The organism is Pontiella desulfatans, assembly GCF_900890425.1.
In the GTDB taxonomy this organism is placed as follows: domain Bacteria; phylum Verrucomicrobiota; class Kiritimatiellia; order Kiritimatiellales; family Pontiellaceae; genus Pontiella; species Pontiella desulfatans.
Window position 1 is genome coordinate 1398311 of sequence record NZ_CAAHFG010000001.1, and the last position, 21830, is coordinate 1420140.

12 protein-coding genes are annotated in these 21830 nt (G+C 57.1%); 11 read left to right on the forward strand and 1 reads right to left on the reverse strand.

Annotation, left to right across the window (positions count from 1 at the left end):
- Nucleotides 1-15 precede the first annotated feature (15 nt).
- The 8 genes from E9954_RS05310 (at nucleotide 16) to E9954_RS05345 (ending at nucleotide 12679) form a co-directional block, all read left to right on the forward strand.
- A complete protein-coding gene (locus E9954_RS05310; protein WP_136078179.1) occupies nucleotides 16-2328 on the forward strand; it encodes a hypothetical protein in 2313 nt (770 codons plus the stop codon).
- Between the two features lie 332 nt (nucleotides 2329-2660).
- Complete coding sequence (locus E9954_RS05315) at nucleotides 2661-4373, forward strand: BNR repeat-containing protein (protein ID WP_136078180.1); 1713 nt, start codon at nucleotides 2661-2663, stop codon at nucleotides 4371-4373.
- A gap of 201 nt (nucleotides 4374-4574) precedes the next feature.
- Nucleotides 4575-5684 (forward strand): glycoside hydrolase family 88/105 protein, encoded by a 1110-nt coding sequence (locus tag E9954_RS05320; RefSeq protein WP_222847065.1) that lies wholly within the window; start codon nucleotides 4575-4577, stop codon nucleotides 5682-5684.
- Nucleotides 5685-5714: 30 nt separating this feature from the next.
- Nucleotides 5715-7979, forward strand: coding sequence for a glycoside hydrolase family 3 N-terminal domain-containing protein (locus E9954_RS05325; RefSeq protein ID WP_222847066.1), 2265 nt, complete (start codon nucleotides 5715-5717; stop codon nucleotides 7977-7979).
- Nucleotides 7980-7996: 17 nt separating this feature from the next.
- Nucleotides 7997-9385 carry a sulfatase-like hydrolase/transferase gene (locus tag E9954_RS05330; RefSeq protein WP_222847067.1) on the forward strand — a complete coding sequence of 463 codons (1389 nt, stop codon included), beginning with the start codon at nucleotides 7997-7999 and terminating at the stop codon, nucleotides 9383-9385.
- Nucleotides 9386-9431: 46 nt separating this feature from the next.
- On the forward strand, nucleotides 9432-10733 hold the full coding sequence (locus tag E9954_RS05335; protein WP_136078182.1) for a BNR repeat-containing protein: 1302 nt from the start codon (nucleotides 9432-9434) through the stop codon (nucleotides 10731-10733).
- A gap of 76 nt (nucleotides 10734-10809) precedes the next feature.
- On the forward strand, nucleotides 10810-11526 hold the full coding sequence (locus E9954_RS05340) for a 3-keto-disaccharide hydrolase (RefSeq protein WP_136078183.1): 717 nt from the start codon (nucleotides 10810-10812) through the stop codon (nucleotides 11524-11526).
- A gap of 7 nt (nucleotides 11527-11533) precedes the next feature.
- Nucleotides 11534-12679, forward strand: a complete 1146-nt coding sequence (locus E9954_RS05345; RefSeq protein ID WP_168441991.1) for an AraC family transcriptional regulator — start codon at nucleotides 11534-11536, stop codon at nucleotides 12677-12679.
- Between the two features lie 38 nt (nucleotides 12680-12717).
- Here E9954_RS05345 and E9954_RS05350 read toward each other — a convergent pair whose 3' ends face one another.
- Nucleotides 12718-15054 (reverse strand): glycoside hydrolase family 88/105 protein, encoded by a 2337-nt coding sequence (locus E9954_RS05350; protein ID WP_168441992.1) that lies wholly within the window; start codon nucleotides 15052-15054, stop codon nucleotides 12718-12720.
- A gap of 106 nt (nucleotides 15055-15160) precedes the next feature.
- Between E9954_RS05350 and E9954_RS05355 the strand changes: the two genes are divergently transcribed.
- From E9954_RS05355 to E9954_RS05365, 3 genes are all read left to right on the forward strand, one after another.
- Nucleotides 15161-16828, forward strand: a complete 1668-nt coding sequence (locus E9954_RS05355; protein ID WP_136078186.1) for a hypothetical protein — start codon at nucleotides 15161-15163, stop codon at nucleotides 16826-16828.
- 181 nt (nucleotides 16829-17009) lie between these two features.
- On the forward strand, nucleotides 17010-18323 hold the full coding sequence (locus E9954_RS05360; RefSeq protein WP_136078187.1) for a vWA domain-containing protein: 1314 nt from the start codon (nucleotides 17010-17012) through the stop codon (nucleotides 18321-18323).
- Nucleotides 18324-18431: 108 nt separating this feature from the next.
- A complete protein-coding gene (locus E9954_RS05365) occupies nucleotides 18432-21812 on the forward strand; it encodes a glycosyl hydrolase (RefSeq protein WP_168441993.1) in 3381 nt (1126 codons plus the stop codon).
- The last annotated feature ends 18 nt before the right edge of the window (nucleotides 21813-21830 follow it).

Genomic DNA, 21830 nt, shown 5'->3' on the forward strand with positions numbered 1-21830 from the left:
ATAGGAGGTTAGGAGATGAAGAGTAGGACAATGCAAGCGGTGGCCGTTGCTGTTATGGCGGCATGTGTCGTGGGGGCGAATGCCCAAACCACAACGAACGCAACCCCAACGGATTCCCATGTGCTTCAAGGAAACTTCCAAGTCGGCGGTCTCCCCGTCTTTTTGGCGAACAATTCGAACGCGGACCGTTGCGGTACTGGTGGGGCCACTGGACAGCAGCGTGTCAACCAAGCCATTTTTAGCTTCGACCTGCCAAGTATTCCCGCCGGTGAGACGGTTAATGCGGCGACCTTCTCGTTCAAGATGTTTTCCACCGCGGTCAATGGAGCACCACTGGAGTTTGATATGGTGCTCTGCCTGATGGACCATGACGATATCGGTGATTTTTCGGGAGCGGATTTTGTTGAGGCCACCGCGCCTATCAACTCGCCGTTGACCAACGGTGTTGTGATTGCCCAGCTTGCGGTGGCGGATGTCTCCAACAATGAAACGATTGACGTATCGCTGACCGGCGCCGCATTGGCGCAGCTTGCAGGCCTCTATGATGGTACGGGTACACCCTCCCAATCCAAACTCTGGTTCCGCGCCAGCACCAGTACGAACATCGATACAAGTGTGGCGGATAACGCAAATGACCGATTCAACTTTGATGATGCGGGGCACACCGGACCGAACATCAGCGGCTTGGAGCTGGACTGGGGAATCCCTTCGCCGGATATCTATTACGTCGCAACCACGCCCACCAACTGGACGGTCGGTGCGGCCTGGAGCGATGGCAATCCTGCGGCGGCCGGCGACGATTACTACGTCACCAACGGCGTGGCCCTGCAAACACCGTCCGCCACCGCCACGTTCCCCGGAGACGCGCTGGTTCTGGAAGGTTCGCAGACCGTGGAACTGATGGCTTCCGGAGCCGATGTGATTACTTTCCCGTCCCTGGACCTAAGCGGCGACACGCTGCGCGCCGGTGTGGTCGACAGCGGCGAAGCAAAGGTCGATGGAACGCTCAATGTTATTGGCAATTCCTCGTTTGGCGGCGCCACGGACAGTTCGCGAGATCTGCGCGTTCTTGCGCTGGTCACCGGGTCGTCGACCGTGACGCTGTCCGCGCCCGGCAAAACGATCTATATCGAACATGCCGGCAACACCTTCGATGGCACGTGGAACCTGACGGGCAACTATGCGGAGTTCGCCTCTCCGGCTGCGGTGGGTGCGGGCAGTATCCAGGTGGGCAACTTCGGCAAGCTGCGCATCCTCGGCGACTGGGACGGCCTTGCTACTGATGAAACCCTGACGGTGGCCGATAGCGCGAATGCTGTTGTGGAAGTGGGATCGTATGCCTGGAAGGTATCGGCCCTGACGTTTGGTGGCTCGAATGTCGTTGACGGTGCCGTTTATACGACGGCTGAGCTGAATGCGATGGGGACCAATGCGGTCTTCACCGGAGCAGGGACCATCCAGGTGGGCACGCCTCCGCCGCCACCTCCGGGCGAGCTGATTGCGGGTTGGGATTCCTGGAGCAGTGGTACTGCTCCCACCGTAACCGTAGTCAAGGCGGGCATCACCGCATCCGCTACGGCAACGGGTACCGGCGGCGATTGGACGATAGGGGACACCGAAACCGATCCCGGTCGCGGCTCCAGCGTGGACGGTACCTGGGGAACCTATGACGGCGGCGGGAATCCTCCGAACACGGTGACCAATGAGCATGGTGCCAACATGACGTTGACCAATGGCAAGACGGACGGAGAGATCACATTCACGATTACAAATAGTACGGCATCAGCCATAAACCTGGGCTCGGTACACTTTGACGCCCTTGCGTTCCGTCCCAACGCGGCGCGCACCTATGCGGTGAACGTGTTGGCCGGCAGCGACATCACCGTTGGCAATGTCTTCACTTCGCCCGATGATGCGATCACCGAGATTGCCGGAAGCGCCGTATTGCTGGCATCGCGCGACGCGCATGACGATATCGACGTTTCCCTGGCCGGTCTTGCCGACAGCACGCTCGAAGTCGGTGAAGTGGCCATTGTCCAACTGGCTTTCTCGTCGGGAACGGGCAGTGGCGGAGGCCATCATCTGTTTATCGATAACGTAGGCTTTTCAGCCGCGGCGTCTACCGGTCCCGTTGAGCCTCCCGTCATGGAATCCGATGTTTCCGGAGGAAATGTCACCCTAAGCTGGGCATCGGATGGGGCATTCAAACTGCAGACCCGGCCAAATCTTGTGGTTGGCGATTGGGCCGATGTGCCCGGAGCCACATCCAGTCCTGTGGTCGTTCCGGCCACCAACGCTGTCGAGTTCCTCCGTTTGATTGAGCAATAGGAAGAGGAACTTGCAAAACCTCTGGTTTTGCCGTTCCAGTTATCAGGTACTGGTTATTGGTTATGAGGACAAGTCATACGCAACAGGGGTTTAGCCCAATAACCAATAACTTTTAACAAAAAACCGCCTCGCAAACTCGAAGGGTTTTGCAAGAGGCTAGGAAGAAGAAACAAAGGATCGGCCGCTGAATGGCGACCGATCCCGAATCGAAGCCGCCCCGCGTTAAGTGGGGCGTTTTTTTATTAACGATCCATGATTGTAATCAGAGGTGACAAACAATAGTTTCTGATACTGATTACACTGGCTGGGTTTATTGCGGATGTTTAAATTCGATGAATGATGTACTTACGAGGATTACGATCACTCTTCTGGTGACCCTAGCGCTACTGCGGGCTGAGTCCGCCGACGTTGAGAAATTGCAGGTGTCGGTGGTCGATACCCATGCGCTCACGTTTGCAATAGGCCACAAAACCCGGTTCAGTACCCATGTGAATGGCAGGACGCACCAGCAGACCCCGATCGTTACGCACAAAGGCTATCAGTACACGACCTACTTTAATTCCAGGCGGCATCTATGCGTTGCCAGACGCCAGTTGCCGGCCGGTGGGTGGAGCGTCATTGAATTCGAAGATCATGTTTTTGAGTCCAGCGATTCGCACAACACGGCCGTGATCGGGATCTGCGAGGGGGATGGAACCATCCACCTGGCGTTCGACCATCATGCCAATCCCTTGAAATACCGCGTATCGGAATTGGGGGCTGCAAGCCATCCAACGGATGTTGAATGGAGTGCGGCACTCTTCGGTCCGGTTGCTGACCGGTTGGGTTCGTTGGGGCGGATCGATAAATTTACCTATCCGCGCTTCTTCAACGCGCCGAATGGAAACCTGATGCTCTCCTTCCGGTATTTCACGTCGGGCAATGGCGATTCGAGAATTCATGAATACAGCGCGGAAACACACGATTGGACGCCTGGGATGGGCCGCTTTATCGCGCGGGATATGGGCACGTATGAGCGGGAGGGTGAAACCAGCGAATATCGCTGCGCCTACATGAATAACCTGACCTATGGAGGGGAACGACTGCACGCCTCATGGGTGTGGCGCGACCGCTTCAAGAAGACCGCCCACGAGAACCAACACGATGTTTGCTATGCGTACAGCGATGATGATGGGCGAACCTGGAAAAATTCAAAGGGATCAACGATCGGGGAAACGGGAACCGGCAAGGTCATTCATCTCGACTCTCCGGGGCTGGTTGTTGTTCCGGTGGAGATGGGGTACGGGTTAAGCAATCAGAACGGGCACTATGCCTATCCCGACGGAAGTCTTCACATGATGGTTCTGCACGCGGTGGAAAAAGGGGAACGACCCACCTACCAGCATCACTGGCGCGACCGGAAAGGGCGCTGGACCACGCAAGTGCTCCCGTTTTCGGGAGGCCGTGCCAAAATCCTGGGCGATCGGGACGGAAGCCTGTTTCTCTTCTTCGAGCAAAGAAACGAGTTCCGAATCGCAAAAGGCACACCCAACGCAACGGCGACGAAATGGGATTGGAACGTCATCCATGCCGAAAAGGGCATCGTTATGGGCAGCGAGGCCGTGGTTGATTTCACCCGATGGGAAAAGGAGCGCGTCATCTCCGCCTATATGCAGGAAAAACCGGACGAGCTGTTGAGCTATGGGGATGGCCCGATGATTGATGGAAAGCCAACCCCCCTGTTGGTTGTCGATTATCAGGTCTCAGCCTATGCCGCGAATCCTCAACCGCCTGCCGATGCCGAACACATTGCCGTCGACACCTCTTTAAAGTGGGCTCCGGGAATGGGATCCAAGGCGCACCGGCTGTTCGTTGGAATTGATGCCGACAGGGTGGGAAGGGCCAAAAAATCCTCTCCTGAATGTATCGGGGAGTTCACCGCTCCGGAGTTCACTTTTCCAAAAATCCTGAAACCGGCAACGACCTTCTATTGGCGTGTTGATGCGGTGCAGGAAAACAACACCGTCAAACGCGGGCAGGTCTGGACGTTCACGACTGCGGAATAATCCGCATCTGGCACATTCCTTTTTCAGCATGGTGTCCAGTTGATGGCCAAGAGGCCACCGTGCAAATTCAACGATTTGAATTGCGTTCCGATTGAGTTGCCCCCTGGGCTATGGGATTGTCCTTCCCAGACTATGCAACGTGCACATGAATGGAACGGGAAGGGTCTTGTGAGGACGCTGTTATTTTCGAAGCAACTAGGAATGCTAACGCTCGCCCTGTTTCCCGGGGTTGGACTGTTGGCGCAAGCCGTTCCTGCAAGGCCCACGGTAAAGCAGGTGAAGGCCGACATGAAGCGGGTCGCCGATTGGCAAATCGGGCACTTCGCCGATGAATTCAGAATCCGGCGCGGAAAAAAACCGCCGCGTGGACTGGGCGACTGGACGAACGGGGCGCTTTATGTGGGAATGGTTAAGTGGGCGGAGATCGCAGGCGATGACGCATACTATGGGTGGCTGAAGAAGTTGTCGGAGCGGCAGCAGTGGAAGCTGCCGCAGCGTGTCTACCACGCGGACGACCATTGCGTGGGGCAGCTGTATCTCGAGCTTTACAGAAAATACGGGGAGGCGCATATGATTGCACCGACCCAGGCACAACTCGACCGAATCATGGCGGCAACCCCGACGCGTGACCTCAAATGGAAGCATGTGGTTTCGCAGGATCGGTGGAGCTGGTGCGATGCGCTGTTCATGGCCCCGCCGCTCTGGGCAAAAATGTCCGCCGTCGCAGACGACCCGAAATATCGCGATTGGATGTTTCATGAGTTCCAGGCGACCACGGATTATCTTTTCGATAAGGAGGAGCAACTGTACTTCAGGGACAGCCGCTTCTTCGATCAGCGACATGATGGAAATAAAGTTTTCTGGGCTCGCGGGAACGGCTGGGTTTTCGGGGGACTGGCTCTGATCCTTCCCGAGATCCCCAAGCCTTCGGAGCAATACGACTACTTTGTGGGCATCTACAAACAGATGGCTGAAAAGCTGGTTTCCATCCAGACCCCGGAAGGGTACTGGCCGATGAGTCTGCTCGAAGCCGATGCCTATCCAACCCCCGAAACCAGTGGAACCGGCTTCAATTGTTTCGGTCTGGCCTGGGGTATCAACAACGGGGTGCTGGATCGGGCGACCTATGAGCCGGCGGTGCTGAAAGCCTGGTCCGCGCTCACGCGGTGCATCACCGAAGAGGGAATGCTGGGCTATGTCCAGCCCATCGGTGCCGCGCCTGGACAGGCCTGGCCGGATAAGACGGAAGTGTATGGAGCCGGCGCATTCCTCGCGGCCGGGGCCGAGCTGGTGCACCTGCTGGAAAAGTAACGTTTGGATGGAAATAGGACGGGATTGAACATGATGAAGAATAAATGGATGGGTATGGTGTTGGCGACCGCAGTGGTTGTGCCGTGTTTTGCCGAACCGGATGCGCCATACAAGGATGCCTCCTTGCCCGTTGAGCAACGGGTGGAGGATTTGCTGGGGCGCATGACGCTGGAGGAAAAGGTGGCGCAGATGCGCATCTTCCACGCGAACAAGGGCATCAAGTCCGGCAAGCAGGGCGAATTGGTGATGTCGAAAGACGTGGTCGCTCGTTTGGAATACGGTATTGCCGGAATCAAGAATCCGGGCGAGCCCGATTCCCCGGAGCAGGCCGCCAAGCTGACCAACGAGCTACAGGAATACATCATCGGAAAGAGTCGCCTGGATATTCCGGCCATGTTTGTTTGCGAAGCGTATAACGGCGTGGACGCGCACGGAAGCACCCGCTTCATGCGACCGATGAACATGGCGGCCACCTGGAATGTGGATCTGGTCAACCGCATCTGGACGGTGACCGGCCGCGAGGCGCGCCTGCGCGGTTTCCACATGTGCCACTCGCCGGAATCGGACATCATGCGCGACCCGCGTTTCGGCCGCATGAGCGAAGCCTTCAGCGAAGATTCGTGGCTGACCACGGAAATGGTGGTGGCGGCCGTGAAAGGTGTGCAGGGCGGATATGATGGAACGGGCGTCAACAGCACGCACATCGGTGCTGTGGCCAAGCACTTTGCGGGTTATGGTCAGGTGCAGGGCGGCCGCAACTTCGCCTCCATCCAAATCTCTGAACGGGATCTGATTGATCAGGTTTTCCCGCCGTTCAAAGGCGCGGTGCAACGCGCACATGCGTTCGGCATCATGGCCTCGCACGGCGACCTGAATGGGGTTGCCAGCCACGCCAACCCGTGGTTGCTGACCGAGGTGCTGCGGAAGCAGTGGGGCTTCAAGGGATACGTGGTGTCGGACTCCAACGACATTGCCCGGCTGCATGATTTCATGAAGGTGGCGGAGTCGCACGAGGCCGCTGTTGAAATGGCGCTCAAGGCCGGCATGGATGTGGATTTGTACAGCGACCTAGCCTATGTGCATTTGACTAAAATGGCGAAGGCGGATCCGAGTCTAATCCCATTCATCGACCGTTCCGTCAGCAATGTGCTGCGCACCAAGTTCAAGCTCGGACTCTTCGAAAACCCGTATACCAGTGTAGGGGACACGAAGATGGAGGTGCGCTCCGAAGCCTCGCTGGCCCTTGCCCGCGAAGCAGACCTTGAATCGGCGATCCTGCTGGAAAACAAGAAGAACACCCTGCCGTTGGATGCCGCCAAGATCAAAAAAGTGGCGCTGCTCGGCCCCTTGCTCTACACCGACACACAGGACATGTTTGAACAAGTGACCGGCGATGCCGTCGAATATGTCAGTGCGAAAGGGTTTGCCCTTACCGACGGGAAACGCGGACGGCCGGCCCTGATGCCGCGCGATGAAAAGAAGATCGCCTCGCTGGTGGAAAAGGCCAAGGCCGCCGATGTTGCCGTCCTCTTTCTCGGCGGCGATGAATATACCTCGAAGGAAGCATTCTTCAGCGGCGCGTACGGTGACCGCGACCTGATCGATCCGGTCGGGCCGCAGGATGAGCTTGTTCAGCGGGTGAAGGCGCTTGGAAAGCCGGTGGTGGTGGTGCTGAAACACCGCCGTACCTTATCGATCAATGTGATTTCCGACCAGGCCGATGCAATCCTGGATTGCTGGGATCTCAGCGAGCTGGGCGATCTGGCGGTTGCGGAAATCCTGTTCGGCAAGGTTTCGCCATCCGGAAAACTGCCGGTCACCGTCCCGCGTTCGATTGGTCAGTTTCCGTTCGAATACAGCCAAAAAGAGATCAACTATAAGAAAGGCTACCTCTTCCAAAAGGACGGACCGCTCTATCCGTTCGGCCATGGCCTGAGCTACGGAAGGTTCACCTATTCCAAGCCGAAACTCTCCGGCAAGGAAATGGCGAAGGATGGAACGCTGACCGTTAGCGTGGATGTTTCCAATGCCGGTAAAATCGAGGCCAAGGAAGTGGTTCAGTTGTATGTGAAAGACCTGATCGGCTCCGTTACCCGTCCGGACAAGGAACTCAAGGGCTTTGAGAAAATCGAACTCAAGCCGGGCGAAACCAAAGCGGTTGCATTCACCATCACACCGGACATGCTGATGTTCACCGGCCTGGAAATGAAGCCGGTGCTGGAAGCGGGCGACTATGAAGTGATGGTGGGCACCTCTTCCGCGGATGTTCAAAAGGCCGCGTTCCGCCTCAAGTAAGACATAGGGAGCATAGCATGATAAAACGGACAGCATGGTTGTTGTTGCTGATGGCGGGAGCGGTTGTTGCGGAAAAACCGAATATACTCTTCATCCTGGCGGATGATCTCGGTTTTAACCAGGTCGGCGCCTATGGCGATACGCCGATCCAGACGCCGAACCTGGATCGGCTGGCCGCCAACGGCGTGCGGTTCACGCAGGCCTATGCCGGCAACACCGTTTGTTCTCCGTCGCGCGTTTCGCTCTTTACCGGGCGGGACGGGCGGTTGATGGGCAACAACTCGAACACCGTTCAGTTGGAGGCGTTCGATCAGACCTTCGCCCATGTGCTCAAATATGCGGGCTACGATACGGCGCTGTTCGGCAAATATTCGATTGGCTCGCAAATGGGCGTAACCGATCCGCTGGCGATGGGGTTCGATACCTGGTTCGGGATGTATTCCATTCTGGAAGGGCACCGCCAGTATCCGCACATCCTTTGGCGCGACGGCGTGAAGGAGCGGATCGAGGCCAACGAGGGCGGGCGCAAGGGCGCCTATGCGCAGGAGCTGTTTACCCAGGAGGCGATCCGCTACATCCGGCAGGATCATCAGAATCCATTCTTTGTGTTCCTGGCCTATTCGTCTCCGCATGCCGAGCTGGCCGCGCCGGAGCAGTACATGGAAATGTACGAAGGCAAGTTCGAGGAAAAACCCTACATCGGTATGTCGCAGGGCAAGGAAGTGGAGAAGTATGCGTCCTACTATCCCGAGCCGGTTGCAAATCCCAACGCCACATTGGCGGCGATGGTGACCGCGCTGGATGATTATATCGGGCAGCTCCAGGCGGTGCTGGTGGAGAAAGGGATTGCCGACAACACGCTGATCATCTTTACATCCGACAACGGCCCGCACGATGAGGGGGGCGCAAGCCCTGTTTTCTTCAACGCATCCGAGCCGTACAAGGGCATGAAACGCGATGTGTATGACGGCGGCATCCATGTGCCGTTCATTGCGCACTGGCCCGCCGCGATTAAGACCGCGCGCGTGGATGATACGCCATTGGCGTTCGCCGACATGTTCCCCACTTTCGGCGAGTTGGCCGGCGTTTCCATGAACGTGATTCCTCGCCTTAAAATAAACGGTGTTTCCGTTGCCGGACGTTTGCGCGACGAGCCGTTGCCGATGGAGGAGCGCACGCTCTACTGGGAATTCGGGAAGCAGGCCGGCGATCCGAACTCGGGCATCGTGGGCGAAGTATTCCAGGCCGCGCGGCGCGGCCCGTGGAAGGCGGTGCGCTACGGACTGGAGGCGCCGGTGGAGCTGTATGATCTGGGGCAGGATCCAGGTGAATCCGTAGAACTGTCAACCAAGCAACCGGAAATCCACGCCGGGTTTGTTCGGCTGTTTGAAGAAAACAAAAACTAGCCGGAACGACCGTGCTTGTCTGAACGTCGAAGGATATGGATCCCAAGTGAAACACGTCTCTATCTTAATATGTGCGGGCCTTTTAACCGGATGCGTATCGGCCGGAAGCAAGGATGCGGTTCGCGTTTCAACGGTTTCCAATACGGGGATGCCGAAAAACATCGTTACGCCGGGAGCAGAGTGGAACTTTGGGCCGGGTTCGCTCTGGACGCATAAAGGATGGCAATATGCCGCCTATTGGGATGATGCCTGCCAGGTGACCGTGGCGCGACGGAAGCTTCCGCAGGGAAAGTGGGACGTGATGTCGTTGCCCGGCTATCGGCGCACGTCCACCGGCGACCGTGGAAAGGGCGGGATCAAGTCCAGAGGATTCGGCGACGGGCATGAAAAGGTGGCGCTGGGGATTTCTCCGGACGGTATCATTCATCTTTCCTTTGACCACCATCTTTCGACTCTCCACTATCGTCATTCCTTGCAACCGGTCGCTGATAATCCTGCCAGGCATAAATGGACACCCGAACTGTTCAGTCCGGTACTGGATCATCTGGGCGGGCCACAGATTGCCAACGTCACCTATCCCTCATTCAGCACCGACGGGAAGCATTTTGTTTTATATCTTCGACTCAACGGCGGCTCGGGCGCGGCGGATTCGAATTACTTCGAATACCAGGGTGGGAAATGGCTCATCAACGATGAGGCATCCGCCAAGCTCATCGATAAGAAATGGTCGGGCGGCGACAAGACCGTCAATGCCTATCTGCACGGGTTGGTGTTCCATAACGGACGGCGCTACCTGACCTGGTGCTGGCGGGATACGCCGGATGCCCGCACCTGCCACGACCTCTGTTTTGCCTATAGCGACGATCAGGGAACAACCTGGAAGAATAACGATGGAAAGGTTATCGGGGAACGTGGTGGAAAACCGATCACCGCTGATTCGCCCGGGGTGGCCGCCATTGAAATCCCGCCCGGATCAAGCTATCAGAACGGCGGTTCAATGGTGGTTGATGACGATGGGCGCGTCCATGTTCTGATGCAGGGGGAAAAGGGGAAACCCGTCCATTTCCAGCGCGACCCGAAGTCCAAGACGTGGAGTCGGCAAAAGGCGAGTACGTTGGGCAAGCAGGTGGCGGGGCCGGGTGATGCCTTGTACATCGTCAGTCCGGAAAAAGTGACGCTCACCTCCGCCGGCAGTTTCGGCCAGCGGGAATCCACGGCCAAGGTGAATGGCAAGTATTTCGAGGATTGCAAAATGGGTATCGACCGGACTCGGAACGATGGCTGGATTTCGGTTATCGGCCAGAAAGGCAAAACAGTTACGGTAGTCGATTACCGGATTGGGAAATAACACGGTAGAGCCTCTTGCAAAACCCTTCGAGTTTGCGAGGCGGTTTTTTGTTATTTCGAACGGAAGGAGAGCGAACATGACGTACAAACGAATCATGCTGGTGGGTTCTGCATTGTTGGCAACGGGCGCATTGCCACTTACGATGGAAGCTGCTGAAACGAAGGGAAAAGCTGACGTGCAGCTGATCAACACCGATCCTGAGCCCAGCTTAAAGGAGGCCGGGTTTATTTCTCTTTTTGATGGGAAAACATTGGCTGGCTGGACGCCCAGGCAGGGCACGATGGTTTTCGCGGTTAAAGAGGGGGAAATCGTTGGAACCTGCAGTTCGGGGCCAAGCACGTTTCTTTGCACCGACAAGGAATACACGGATTTTATTTTCACCTGCGAAACCAAGTGGGCTGTGGATGGGAATACGGGGGTTCAGGTTCGGTCGCGGATCCGGAAGGGCAAGGGGGGCGACATTGTTTTCGGCCCGCAGGTGGAAATGGAGGATCTGGCCAAAAACGGGCGCGGTTGGTCGGGGGGGATCTATGGCCAGCAGTGCGGCGGGTGGCTATATCCGCTTAAAGCCCCGGAACACCAACCGCTGAAGCAGGCCATTGATCGCGAAGGGTGGAACCGTATGACCGTGATGGTGAAGGGGAATGTCTTCAAAACCTGGATCAACGGATGGCCGGCCGCAAACTGGGTGGATGGGGAGAATGAATATCCCAAAGGGTTTATCGGGTTGCAGGTCCACGGTGGGAAGCAGGGGGTCATCCATTGGCGAAACCTTCGTGTTAAGGAGCTCTAGCGTCGGGATGGATTCGTTTCCCCATATTCTAATGATGATCGAGTCCTCCCGTGAATCCGGGCGGCGGTTGATTTCCGGCGTGGCGGATTATGCGAGGCACTTTGGGCCGTGGCAGTTCCATTGGAATCCGCAGGGCGAGGTGTATCGTGCGAAAGCGCTTGAGGCGGGGCGGTTTGATGGCGCGCTGATCCGGGACGATGTGGATGCCTCCGCGTTGGTTGATGCCGGCATTCCGGTGGTGGTTTTTTCGTATAGCAAGCATCGGCATTCCGGGATTGGTTGGGTGAACACGGATGACCATGGATTGAGCAAGGGGGTTGCCAACCATTTCCTTCAGCGGGGATTTCGCCATTTCGCTTTTTTTGGTTCTGCGGCGTGGCCCTGGGCGGTGCGCCGTTGCGAAGGGTTTTCGGAGGCATTGCGCAAGTCCGGTTTTGAGGCCGATGTCTACCCGGGGATTGAACCTTCGCTGGAGCGGTTTGATGATGCCGATGTGGTTCGGTGGTTGCAGGGCCTGCCGCGCCCCGTGGCCTTGATGGCCGCCAACGACGATCTGGGGCTGAAGGTGGTTGAGCTATGCCGGGAGGCGGGCCTGCGAGTGCCCTACGATTGTGCCGTTGTCGGAGTGGATAATGATCCCTGCGTCTGTGGCTTGAGCAATCCTTCGTTAAGCAGCGTGGGGATCGACCAGTATCAGTCCGGCTATCTTGCCGCGGAAATGCTTGGGAACATGATGAAGGGCACCGCGCCCGAAAACCTGGTTATCACCGCTAAAACCGGTGAGTTGGTGGTGCGGCAGTCATCGGATATCGTGGCGGTCGATAATGAAGCCGTGGTGAAGGCGCTACGGTTTATACAGAACAATGCGCACCGGGCACTCACCTCGGATGAGGTGGCCCTGGCCAGTGGACTCTACCGGCGCGGGTTGGAACGGGGGTTCAGGACGCACCTTTCGTGTACCATCAAGGAATATTGCCGGGAAGCCCGTGCAACCCATCTGGAAAACATTCTCCGGGAATCCCGCGAGAGTCTTGAGAAAATCGCCGGGCAATGTGGTTTTGCCCAAGCCTCCCATCTAACCCGGTTCTTCACTTCGGTCCGCGGCGAAACGCCTTCGAACTATCGAAAGCGGATCGCACTGCGGCAAGGCTAGCATGTGTTGTAAAAAAACGCGCTGCTTGGTGCCGGCGATTACGGGGCGGGCTGCACCTTTACGAAGTTGGCCGGGGTGTCGGTCAGCGTCATCCTGACCCTGCCGTTGCCGGAAGCGTCGGTGGTGAGCACGCTGCCGCCGGTCACCGTGCCCGCGTCGCCGGATGGATCGGCCTGGCCCAGGGTGGTCACGAGCGTGCCGGGAGCGGTCAGCTCGAGGCTCGAGTAAAACGCGTAGCCGGTTCCGGCATTGCCAGTAATGGTTAGTTCCCAGGTTGCGCCGCCGACCCGCCTGAACGAGGTGATCAATGGGGCGATGGGGCGCTCGGGAGTGGCCCAGATTCCGAAGTTGTCGAAGCGGACGTGGTCGCCTGCGACCTCGTTGTCGGTTCCCGAAACGAGGTAGAGTCCGAAGCCGGTTACCTGGCCGGCGAGATCCGAAGCGGGCGCCGCACCTAATGAAAGCGAGCCGGGGGCTCCCAGGGTGGTGTTTCCGATCGTCAGCCAGTTCGATGCCGTGGTGAACGAAGCCGGATGGTAGGTGAGGGGGAGGTCTGCGGGCGCAGCGCTATCCGGAATGCCATCGTTCAGCGCGGGATTGCTCGCATACCACACGCCGCCGATTTCAATCGCAACGCGGTATTGATGGTCGATGTTGTCGGCGCTGGCGTCCCAGCTGATCGAAGCGAGCGACTCGATGTTGACCGCTTCCGGAGCATCTGTTCGAACAAGGGCCGGTTGATTGGGCACGGCATCGTTCCACGGAGCGCCGTCGTCCTGCTTGGGTGCGTAGAAACCGTAGGCGCCCGATGCAACACCCAGGGCCCGGGACTGGTTGGTGTAGCTGGAAATGATTCCGTTTTCGGTGAGGAGTGCCGTCCAGCCGGTATAGGTATCCAGCGGGGTGTCGCCGGTGGGGTTGTCGAAGCGCTCCATGTAGACCTGCTCCGGCACGGGTTCGGCAATGGTGATCCGCACCACGTCTTCCCAGGTGTTGGTTGCGTTGTCGGTGATGCGCAGCGTTATATCGTGAACGCCCAGGGGTAGGGTGACCTGGGCGGTGATGCCGCTGGCGATTACAAGGGGGCCGGCGTCCAACCACTCGTAAACCTCGGCCGTGTTATCGGGATCGTGTGTCCACGAAGCGTCCAGGGTGACGCCCTCGAACCCATCCCGGTCGAAATCATATACCGTTTGGTCCGGCCCCGCGCTGACCACGAAAAGGGTCTCCGCCAAAATGCTCAGCTCCGATGCGGCGAGCAGGAATGCGCCGACGCCGTAGGCTTTGGTATCGTTGTAGTAGGATGCGCCCGGGGCCGCCGCGACGAGCTGGACATAGCCAAGGAACCCATCGGGGTGAACCGATTCGGCGACGAGCCCGTTCCATGCTTTCGCGACGATCGGTAGATAGGTGTCGCGGTCGAGATATCCATTGTTCATGCACCAGGCCATCGCGTAGGTATAAAAGGAGGTGCCGCTGGTTTCGGGCATGTCGAACTGCGTGGGTTCATAGAGGCTGGAGCGCCAGAACCCATCGGGCTGCTGCAATTGGGCCAGTTTGGCCGCCATGGTTTGCACCATGGCAATATAGTCGTTGCGGTGCGGCGCATCGGCGGGCAGGGCATCGATCACCCGGCACAGGCCTGCCATCATCCAGCCGTTGCCGCGTGCCCAGAACACCTTGTTGCCGCCCGAGGTGGTTTCCGCCGGATAAATATATTTGCTGTCCCGATACCAAAGCCCTTCCGTCGCATCGAACAGGCTCTGGGTTGTTCGGGTGTCGTTGTACATCGCCCAAAGTTTATCCGAATAGGCCGGGTTGGTCGTTAACGTGGAAAGCTTCGCCAGCGTGGGCGCCTGCATATAAAACGCATCGATCCACGACCAATAATCCGTGTCGGGTTGGCTGACGATATAGTTTTCAAGACGAACGATGTCGGCAATCCGAATGGATTGCGGATCGAGCCGGTACAAATCAATATAGGTCTGGCCGCAGCAGTGGTTGTCGGCGTCCTCGTCGTTCTTCACCACATCCCCGTTGTATCGGCTCTTTTCGCTACGAAGCCAACCGTTGGCCGTTGCCCAATCGACGGCGCGCACCAGATAGGCGGCATTGGTGGTGATTTCGTGGAAACGCTGGTTCCCGGTGTAGTAGGTCGCGCTAGACCAGGCCGCGTCATCGAGCCCGTTGTTCGCAATCCAATAATCGTTGACGAGCGTTGCCGTCGATAGGATGGCTGATCGAGGGGGGAGGTTGGAAGAGGGTGCCGCGCCTGTTCCGGGGAGCAAGGCAATGAATGAGACGATGGTCAATGCGACGGTTTTGGAGGGGTGTCGCAAAATGGAAAGAATTTGTTCCTTAAGGGGTATGGACATGTTGTTGCTCCTGGATTTAACGTTTCTGAAACCTTGGTGATAGTGTTTACAGTAAACACGGTAGGTGTGAAAGAAAAAATCATAAATATTTAACAAGGAGGAAGTTATGCGTAATATGTCAGGTATTGGTGTGGTCGCGGTTTCGATGCTCGTGGGCAGTTCGTTTGCGGAGGTCATCTACAGTCAGCCGTTTTATAATTCCGCGACGGATAAGCCCTTATCGGAGTTTGGCTGGTCGGCGCTGGTCCACGGGGTGGATGGCGTGGAAGAGAACCCCGCCTACACGAATAAAGTGATCGAGGGAGTCGGCCGGTCCGCCGGGGCCACCGATGAAGGTGCGGTGGATGCGACCACCCCGGTTGGCGCCACGGAGAATGGGTATACTTTCTTTGCCCCGAAGCAGGACTTCGCGGCATACACGAATGCCGTTGCCATTCTGTACACCACCATCTCCACGGAAATTACGGTGTCGGAATTGACGAAATTACGGGTGGATCAAAAAAACGACAACGCGGATTCGGTCATCCGCTTCGCCATCCGGATCGGTTCCCAATGGTATGCTTCCGCGGAGGATTTCGGTGGGGAAAATGCCACGTCGTATGCCGTCAAGGAAATGGTGGAGGCCGATTTTTCGGATGAAACCAAGTGGCTCGAACTTACGGTTGCTACGGGTGCGGCCGGGGAAATCACGGTCGGTTCGGCACCGGTTTCCGCCCTGTCCGGAACCATCAACGCATATGGATTGTACGTGGATGCCGGGACGGCTCCCGGCGGGGCGGGCGACCACATGCGCCTGGATAACTTCCAGGTCCATGACGGTGCGGCACCCCCGACCTACGACGTGCTCTATAGCCAGCCGTTCTACCTCGATGCCGGTTCTCCCCTTCCGCTGACGGAGTGGGGGTGGACGTCGCTCGTATTCTCGGCAAGCGGTGTCGTCGAAAACCCGATCTATGCCGGCAACGAGGTTGAAGCCATTTCAAGTGGCGTGGCCGCCGGCGACATGGGTGCGGTGAACGCGATCTTTCCCACCAACGTTACCGCGGGTACCCGGGGGTATGGATTCTTTGCGCCGAAGCAGGATGCGGCCTATGCCGGCGCCACCGCCCTCATGTACACCACCCTGCCGACCAACACCACGGTGTCGGGCTTGCAAAAGTTGAGTGTGGAGCAAAAGAACGATAACGCCGATTCAATCATCCGGTTCGCCATTCGGATTGGCTCGCAGTGGTATGCATCGGCCGATGAGTTCGGTGGGCAAAATGCAGCGTATGCCCTGAAGGAAATGCTTGAGGCCGATTTCTCCCACCCCGCCAAGTGGGTTGAACTGACGGTTGTCCTGGGAGGCGCAGGGGAAATCAGCTTGGGCACCACGCCGGCTTCCGCCTTGTCGGGAATTATTGACGCGTATGGCATCTACGTGGACTCGGGGACGACTCCCGGCGGGGAGGGCGACCATATCCGTTTCGATAACTTCCAGGTCTATGGCAGTGCCAACACCGTGCCTCCCGGAGGAACGGAACCGTTCATCGTGTCCTACGGCATGAGCGGTGGAATCTCCTCGCTCTCGTTCACGGGGGGCGTTTCGGAAGCCTACATCATCCTGTCTTCTTCGGCTTTGGGCAGCGGGTTTTCGAGTACCGTGACCCCGGTGTCGGTCTCCATCGGGGGACTGGCGGGCAATGTCGTCACAACAGACGGCGCGGGCGATGCCACCGCCGAGTTCAATAGCGCAGGCAATGTGGAATTCTACATGGTCGAATCCGCCCAGTAAGGGGAGGGAAAAGACCCCGCCAATGCTTCGGCGGGGTCGGCATGGGGTGCGGCCGGGTGATTGCCGGGAAACGGATTCAACGATTTGAATGCTGTGTCCGTTGAGCTGCCGGTGGTATCCAGCCAAAGTCCGCGTGGAGGTTGGGCCGTGGAGGTGCATCGTCGTGGGAAAGGATCCAATAATGTCCGGGAAGAAAAAAAACCGTTATTTCGCCAAGCATGCCAAATCCAGTGCCGCAGTGGTGAGTCTGGGGATCCATGCCATACTCCTGGTTGTGGCGCTGTCGTTTGTGGCGGTGACGGTTATCCAAAAGGAGGAACAGAATTTTGAGGCAAAGGCGGTAACGCGACCGAAGATCAAGCTAAACAAACTCCAGGCTCCGATGAAGATGGAGAAAAAGCGGAAGCCCAAGCCGAAGTTGAGAAAACGGCTGGTGGTTAAACCGAAGCTGAACCAGAAGATCCCCGACATCAAGATGCCGGAAATTACCGGCGTTAAAGGCGGGTTCGGCAGTGGTGCCGGTGACGGTCTTGGCGGAGGGGGCGGCGTTGGCTTCAGCATGCCGGAGATCAATATTTTCGGCGTGAAAGGCAAAGGGGAAAAGATCTTCATCATTCTGGATTCTTCCCCGTCGATGATGGTCGACCAGATGGGCGGTATTCCTTCCTACACGCTTATCAAGGAAGAGCTCGTCAAGATTCTCGGCAAGCTGAGCCCCACGGTGCTTTTCAATATTGCGGTCTATGAAATTGGATCTTCCAAGGTTCTGTTCCCGAAGATGGTTCCGGCCACGCAAGGCAATGTGGCCAAGGTGAAGGAGTGGCTCGATCCGCTTAACGCGGTCTCTACCGGCATGGGGGACCGGGACTATGGCATACGCACGCTCGGAAGCGTGCAAGGCAGCCAAACGGTTCAGGGCGATTTCAAGGTGGGCAAAATCGAAGACCAGCGCGAATGGGTGAAGCCTGTGATGCACAGCATGGAGGAAAAGGCCGATGCGGTCTTCCTGCTTTCGCACGGATGGGGCACGCTCTGGGCCACGATCGGGGCGGCCGACGAGTGGTCCGAGTCGAAATGGGAGCGCTGGAACAAAGCCGTGGCCGACTCCAATCAGCGGCATAAGGAGGAAAACGAAAAACGGCGCAGCAATGGGGAGGCTCCGCGTGTGTTCAGGGACAAGCGGCACATGGTTAGAACCTATTACCCCAGCGTTGAGCAGCCGCCGGCAACCAAGAAATACCACTACACGCCCAAGGACATGGCCGACGCCATGGAGGTGGTGCGGAAAAAAGCGAAGAGCGGTGTTCCGGCATCCAGTGGCATCGGCAATAAGCGCAAAGGCGAGTTTTCCGTCAATGTCGTGCATTTCATCAAAAAGAGTGGAGCAACCGAACGCGATGAAGGGCAGTTCCGGCAGCTCACCCGGGAGTGCGATGGGGAATACCGTACGCTTTCTGGATTCGAAGCAATCAAAGGGGCTGCATCGGCGGAATAAGCTGCCCGCGCAAAAGCGATGGATTTTTCAATGGACGTTGGCCTGTACGTTTTGTACCGGTTCGGTGTTCACTCAGGATTCAATGTTTCAAAAAGGACTGTTATGAATATGGCCAAACAACGTATTGCACTGGCGCTGATCACCACGGTTGGTTCCTGTTTGTGTGCCGCCGGTTCGTTGGAGAACAACTTCCTGGCGCCGCCGGATACCGCCAAGCCGCATACCTGGTGGCATTGGATGAACGGCTATGTTTCCGCCGAAGGGATTACGAAGGATCTTGAAGCGATGAAGCGGGTTGGGATCGGCGGCTTCCAGGCGTTCCAGATCGAACGGGGAATGGATCAGGGGCCGATCAAATATCTAAGCAAGGAGTGGCGCGAGCTGATGACGCACACCCTCCAAGAGGCGGATCGTTTGGGATTGGAAATGTGTTATCATCAAACGGCGGGTTGGTCGAGCAGCGGCGGCCCATGGATCACACCGGAATATGCCATGCAGGATGTGGTCTGGACAGAGTTGCAGGTGGCGGGGCCGACGTCCGTAGAGATTAATTTGGAAACGCCAAAGAATCTGCGCGATAACTATTTCCAGGACATCGCCGTGCTGGCTTTCCCAACGCCGGACTCGGAGCGTAATGGAAAAGATGGATTCCGGGTGGATAACTGGAAGAGCAAGGCCGGGTATGAGCGCGATAATAAAATCACCCCGGATACCCGCAAAGTGGAATCCGGTGACCTCATCGATGCCGCATCCATCATTGACCTCTCGGATAAAATGAATGACGACGGTCGGTTGAAGTGGAAGGCACCGAATGGCGATTGGACGATTATCCGCTTCGGGCATGCGGTCTGCGGGCTCAGAAACCGTCCGGCGCCAAAGGAAGGCCGCGGGAACGAGTGCGATAAAATGAGCAAGGCCGCCGCCGCATGGCACTGGAAACATACCGTGCAGAAGGTGATTGATGATGCGGGGCCGCTGGTGGGTAAATCTTTTAACAATGTCCTGATCGATAGCTATGAAACGGGCCAGCAAAACTGGACGAAGGGCTTTGAAAACGATTTCCGGCGTCGCATGGGCTACGACATGATCAAACTTCTTCCTGCTGTTACCGGACGCGTAGTGAACGATCTTGATTTTACCGAACGGTTTCTCTGGGATTTTCGCCGCGTTATCGCGGACATGTGGACCGAGAACTATTTCGGGCACTTTGCCGAAATGTGCCATAAGAACGGGCTTGTGCTTTCGTGCGAACCCTATGGGAAACCGGGCAACATGGACGACTTTGCTGTGGCGGATGTCGTGGATATTCCCATGGGCGAATGGTGGGCCAGATCTGCTGGGGGGCCATTCATCAGTTCGTCCAAAATGGCGGCATCGGCTGCCCATACCAACGGCCGCCGTTTTGTCGGAGCGGAAGCCTTCACCGCAGGCCGTATGGAGGCTGCCTTTGTCAACCACCCTTACGCACTCAAAGCCCAGGGGGACTATTTTTTCTGTCAGGGCATCAATCGCTATATTTTCCACACCTTTGTTCATCAACCGTGGGGCGATGATGCCCTGCCCGGCATGACGATGGCCGTATGGGGTTTCCAGAACAACCGCAACAACACGTGGTATGAGCAGGGCAGGGCGTGGAATGAATATCTGGCGCGCAGCCAATATTTGCTGCAGGAAGGAAAATTCCAGGCCGACCTCTGCTACTATCCCGGCGAAAGCGCGCCCCAGACCACGAGTGTTCGCGAAGAGATGAAGCCGCCTGCACCCGCCGGGTATGACTACGATACGATTTCCCGAAACAACCTAATGCAACTGACCGTGAAAGATGGGCGCCTGGTACTGCCGGGACGCATGGAATACCGCCTGTTGATCATGCCGGACGGCCCCGTGCGCCCGGAGGTATTGAAAAAGGTTGAGCAGTTGCTGGGCGACGGAGCGCATGTTGTCTGGGAAAAACCGGAAGGGGCTCCGGGCTTGCAGGATTTTCCCAATGCAGATCGCTTCGTGAAGAAAGCCGCCGATCAACTGTGGCGCGACTGTGACGGTGCGAACCTAAAAGAAATCGCTTATAAAAAAGGTAAAATCTACTGGCCCGGCCCATTGGACTTGATTCTCTCATCCATGGGCATCTTGCCGGATGTTGAATTCCGCTCCGTTCAGGCCATTGCCCCCACGCTCATCAAGAGCAGTGGATATGAGTGGTTTCATCGCAAGATCGGTGATGCCGATGTATATCTGGTTTCCAATCAGCAGGAAACGCCCCGCCAGGTGGAGGTTTTGTTGCGGGACAAGGGGCGCATCCCTCAGTTGTGGAATGCGCAGACCGGAAAAATCCGGCAGGCACCGGTTTACCAATCCACCGAAGATGGCCGCACGTTGGTGAAACTGTTCTTGGAGCCGGCCGGTGCCGTCTTTGTGGTGTTCAATGAAAAGGCTGAAGCGCCGAGTGTGGTCGATCTGCTGCATAACGGAAAAACACCGTTCCATGGCAAGGCATCCGAATCGGCCTCGTTGGTGATTCATAAGGCGACCTACGGAGCCATCAATGGCAATGCCGATGAGCAAAAGGATGTAACAGAAAAAGTCCGGTCGCACATTGTGAATAATTCGGTGGAAGAAGAGGTGAAATGGAGTCTGGTCGGCGATGATCCGGCGAGGGGCAAGGTCAAGGAACTGCGAGTGGATTATTCCATTGGGAATGGGCGGTTCACCGCCATGGCAAAGGAAAAGGAAACCTTGAGAATCAACTGCGATGTCGAAGTGCTTCCGGCTCCGCCAGAGCCCGCAACCTTGACCATCTCAAAAGCCGAAACCGTTCTTTCCGCATGGGAAGCGGGGAGCTATGAACTGGTCTATTCCGATGGAAAACGAAAAACCGTGACGGTGAGCGCCGTGCCGGAACCCGTTGACCTTTCCAGCGATTGGAACCTGAACTGTCCAGAAGGCTGGGGGCCGGCCAAGGTGAAGCTCGATAAATTGATTTCATGGACGGAGCACAGCGACCCGGAGCTGAACTATTTTTCCGGCACGGGGGTTTATGGCAAGCGGTTCGATGTGCCGGGCGACCGACTCGCCGAAGAGTATGCCGTCTGTCTTGATCTGGGCGATGTGCAGGTTTTTGCCGAAGTGATCCTGAATGGAAAAAATCTCGGAGTCCTGTGGAAGCCGCCCTACAAACTGGATGTTTCCGGATTGTTGAACGCCAAGGACAACCGACTTGAAGTGCGGGTGACGAATCTGTGGGTGAATCGCATGATCGGCGATGAGCAGCATCCGGCTTTGGAAAACTATCTACCGGGCAAGAAACCGGGCGAGGTTTTGGTGGAAGCCATTCCCGGCTGGTTGAAAAACGGAACGCCGCGCCCGTCGACCGAACGGAAAACATTCACCACCTGCAGGTTTTACACGAAAGATTCACCGCTGATTGCTTCCGGCCTGATCGGTCCCGTACAGCTTCATTTCGGTGTTAGGAAGGTTGTGCCCTGGAAGTGATGGACGCGTTGTCGGTAT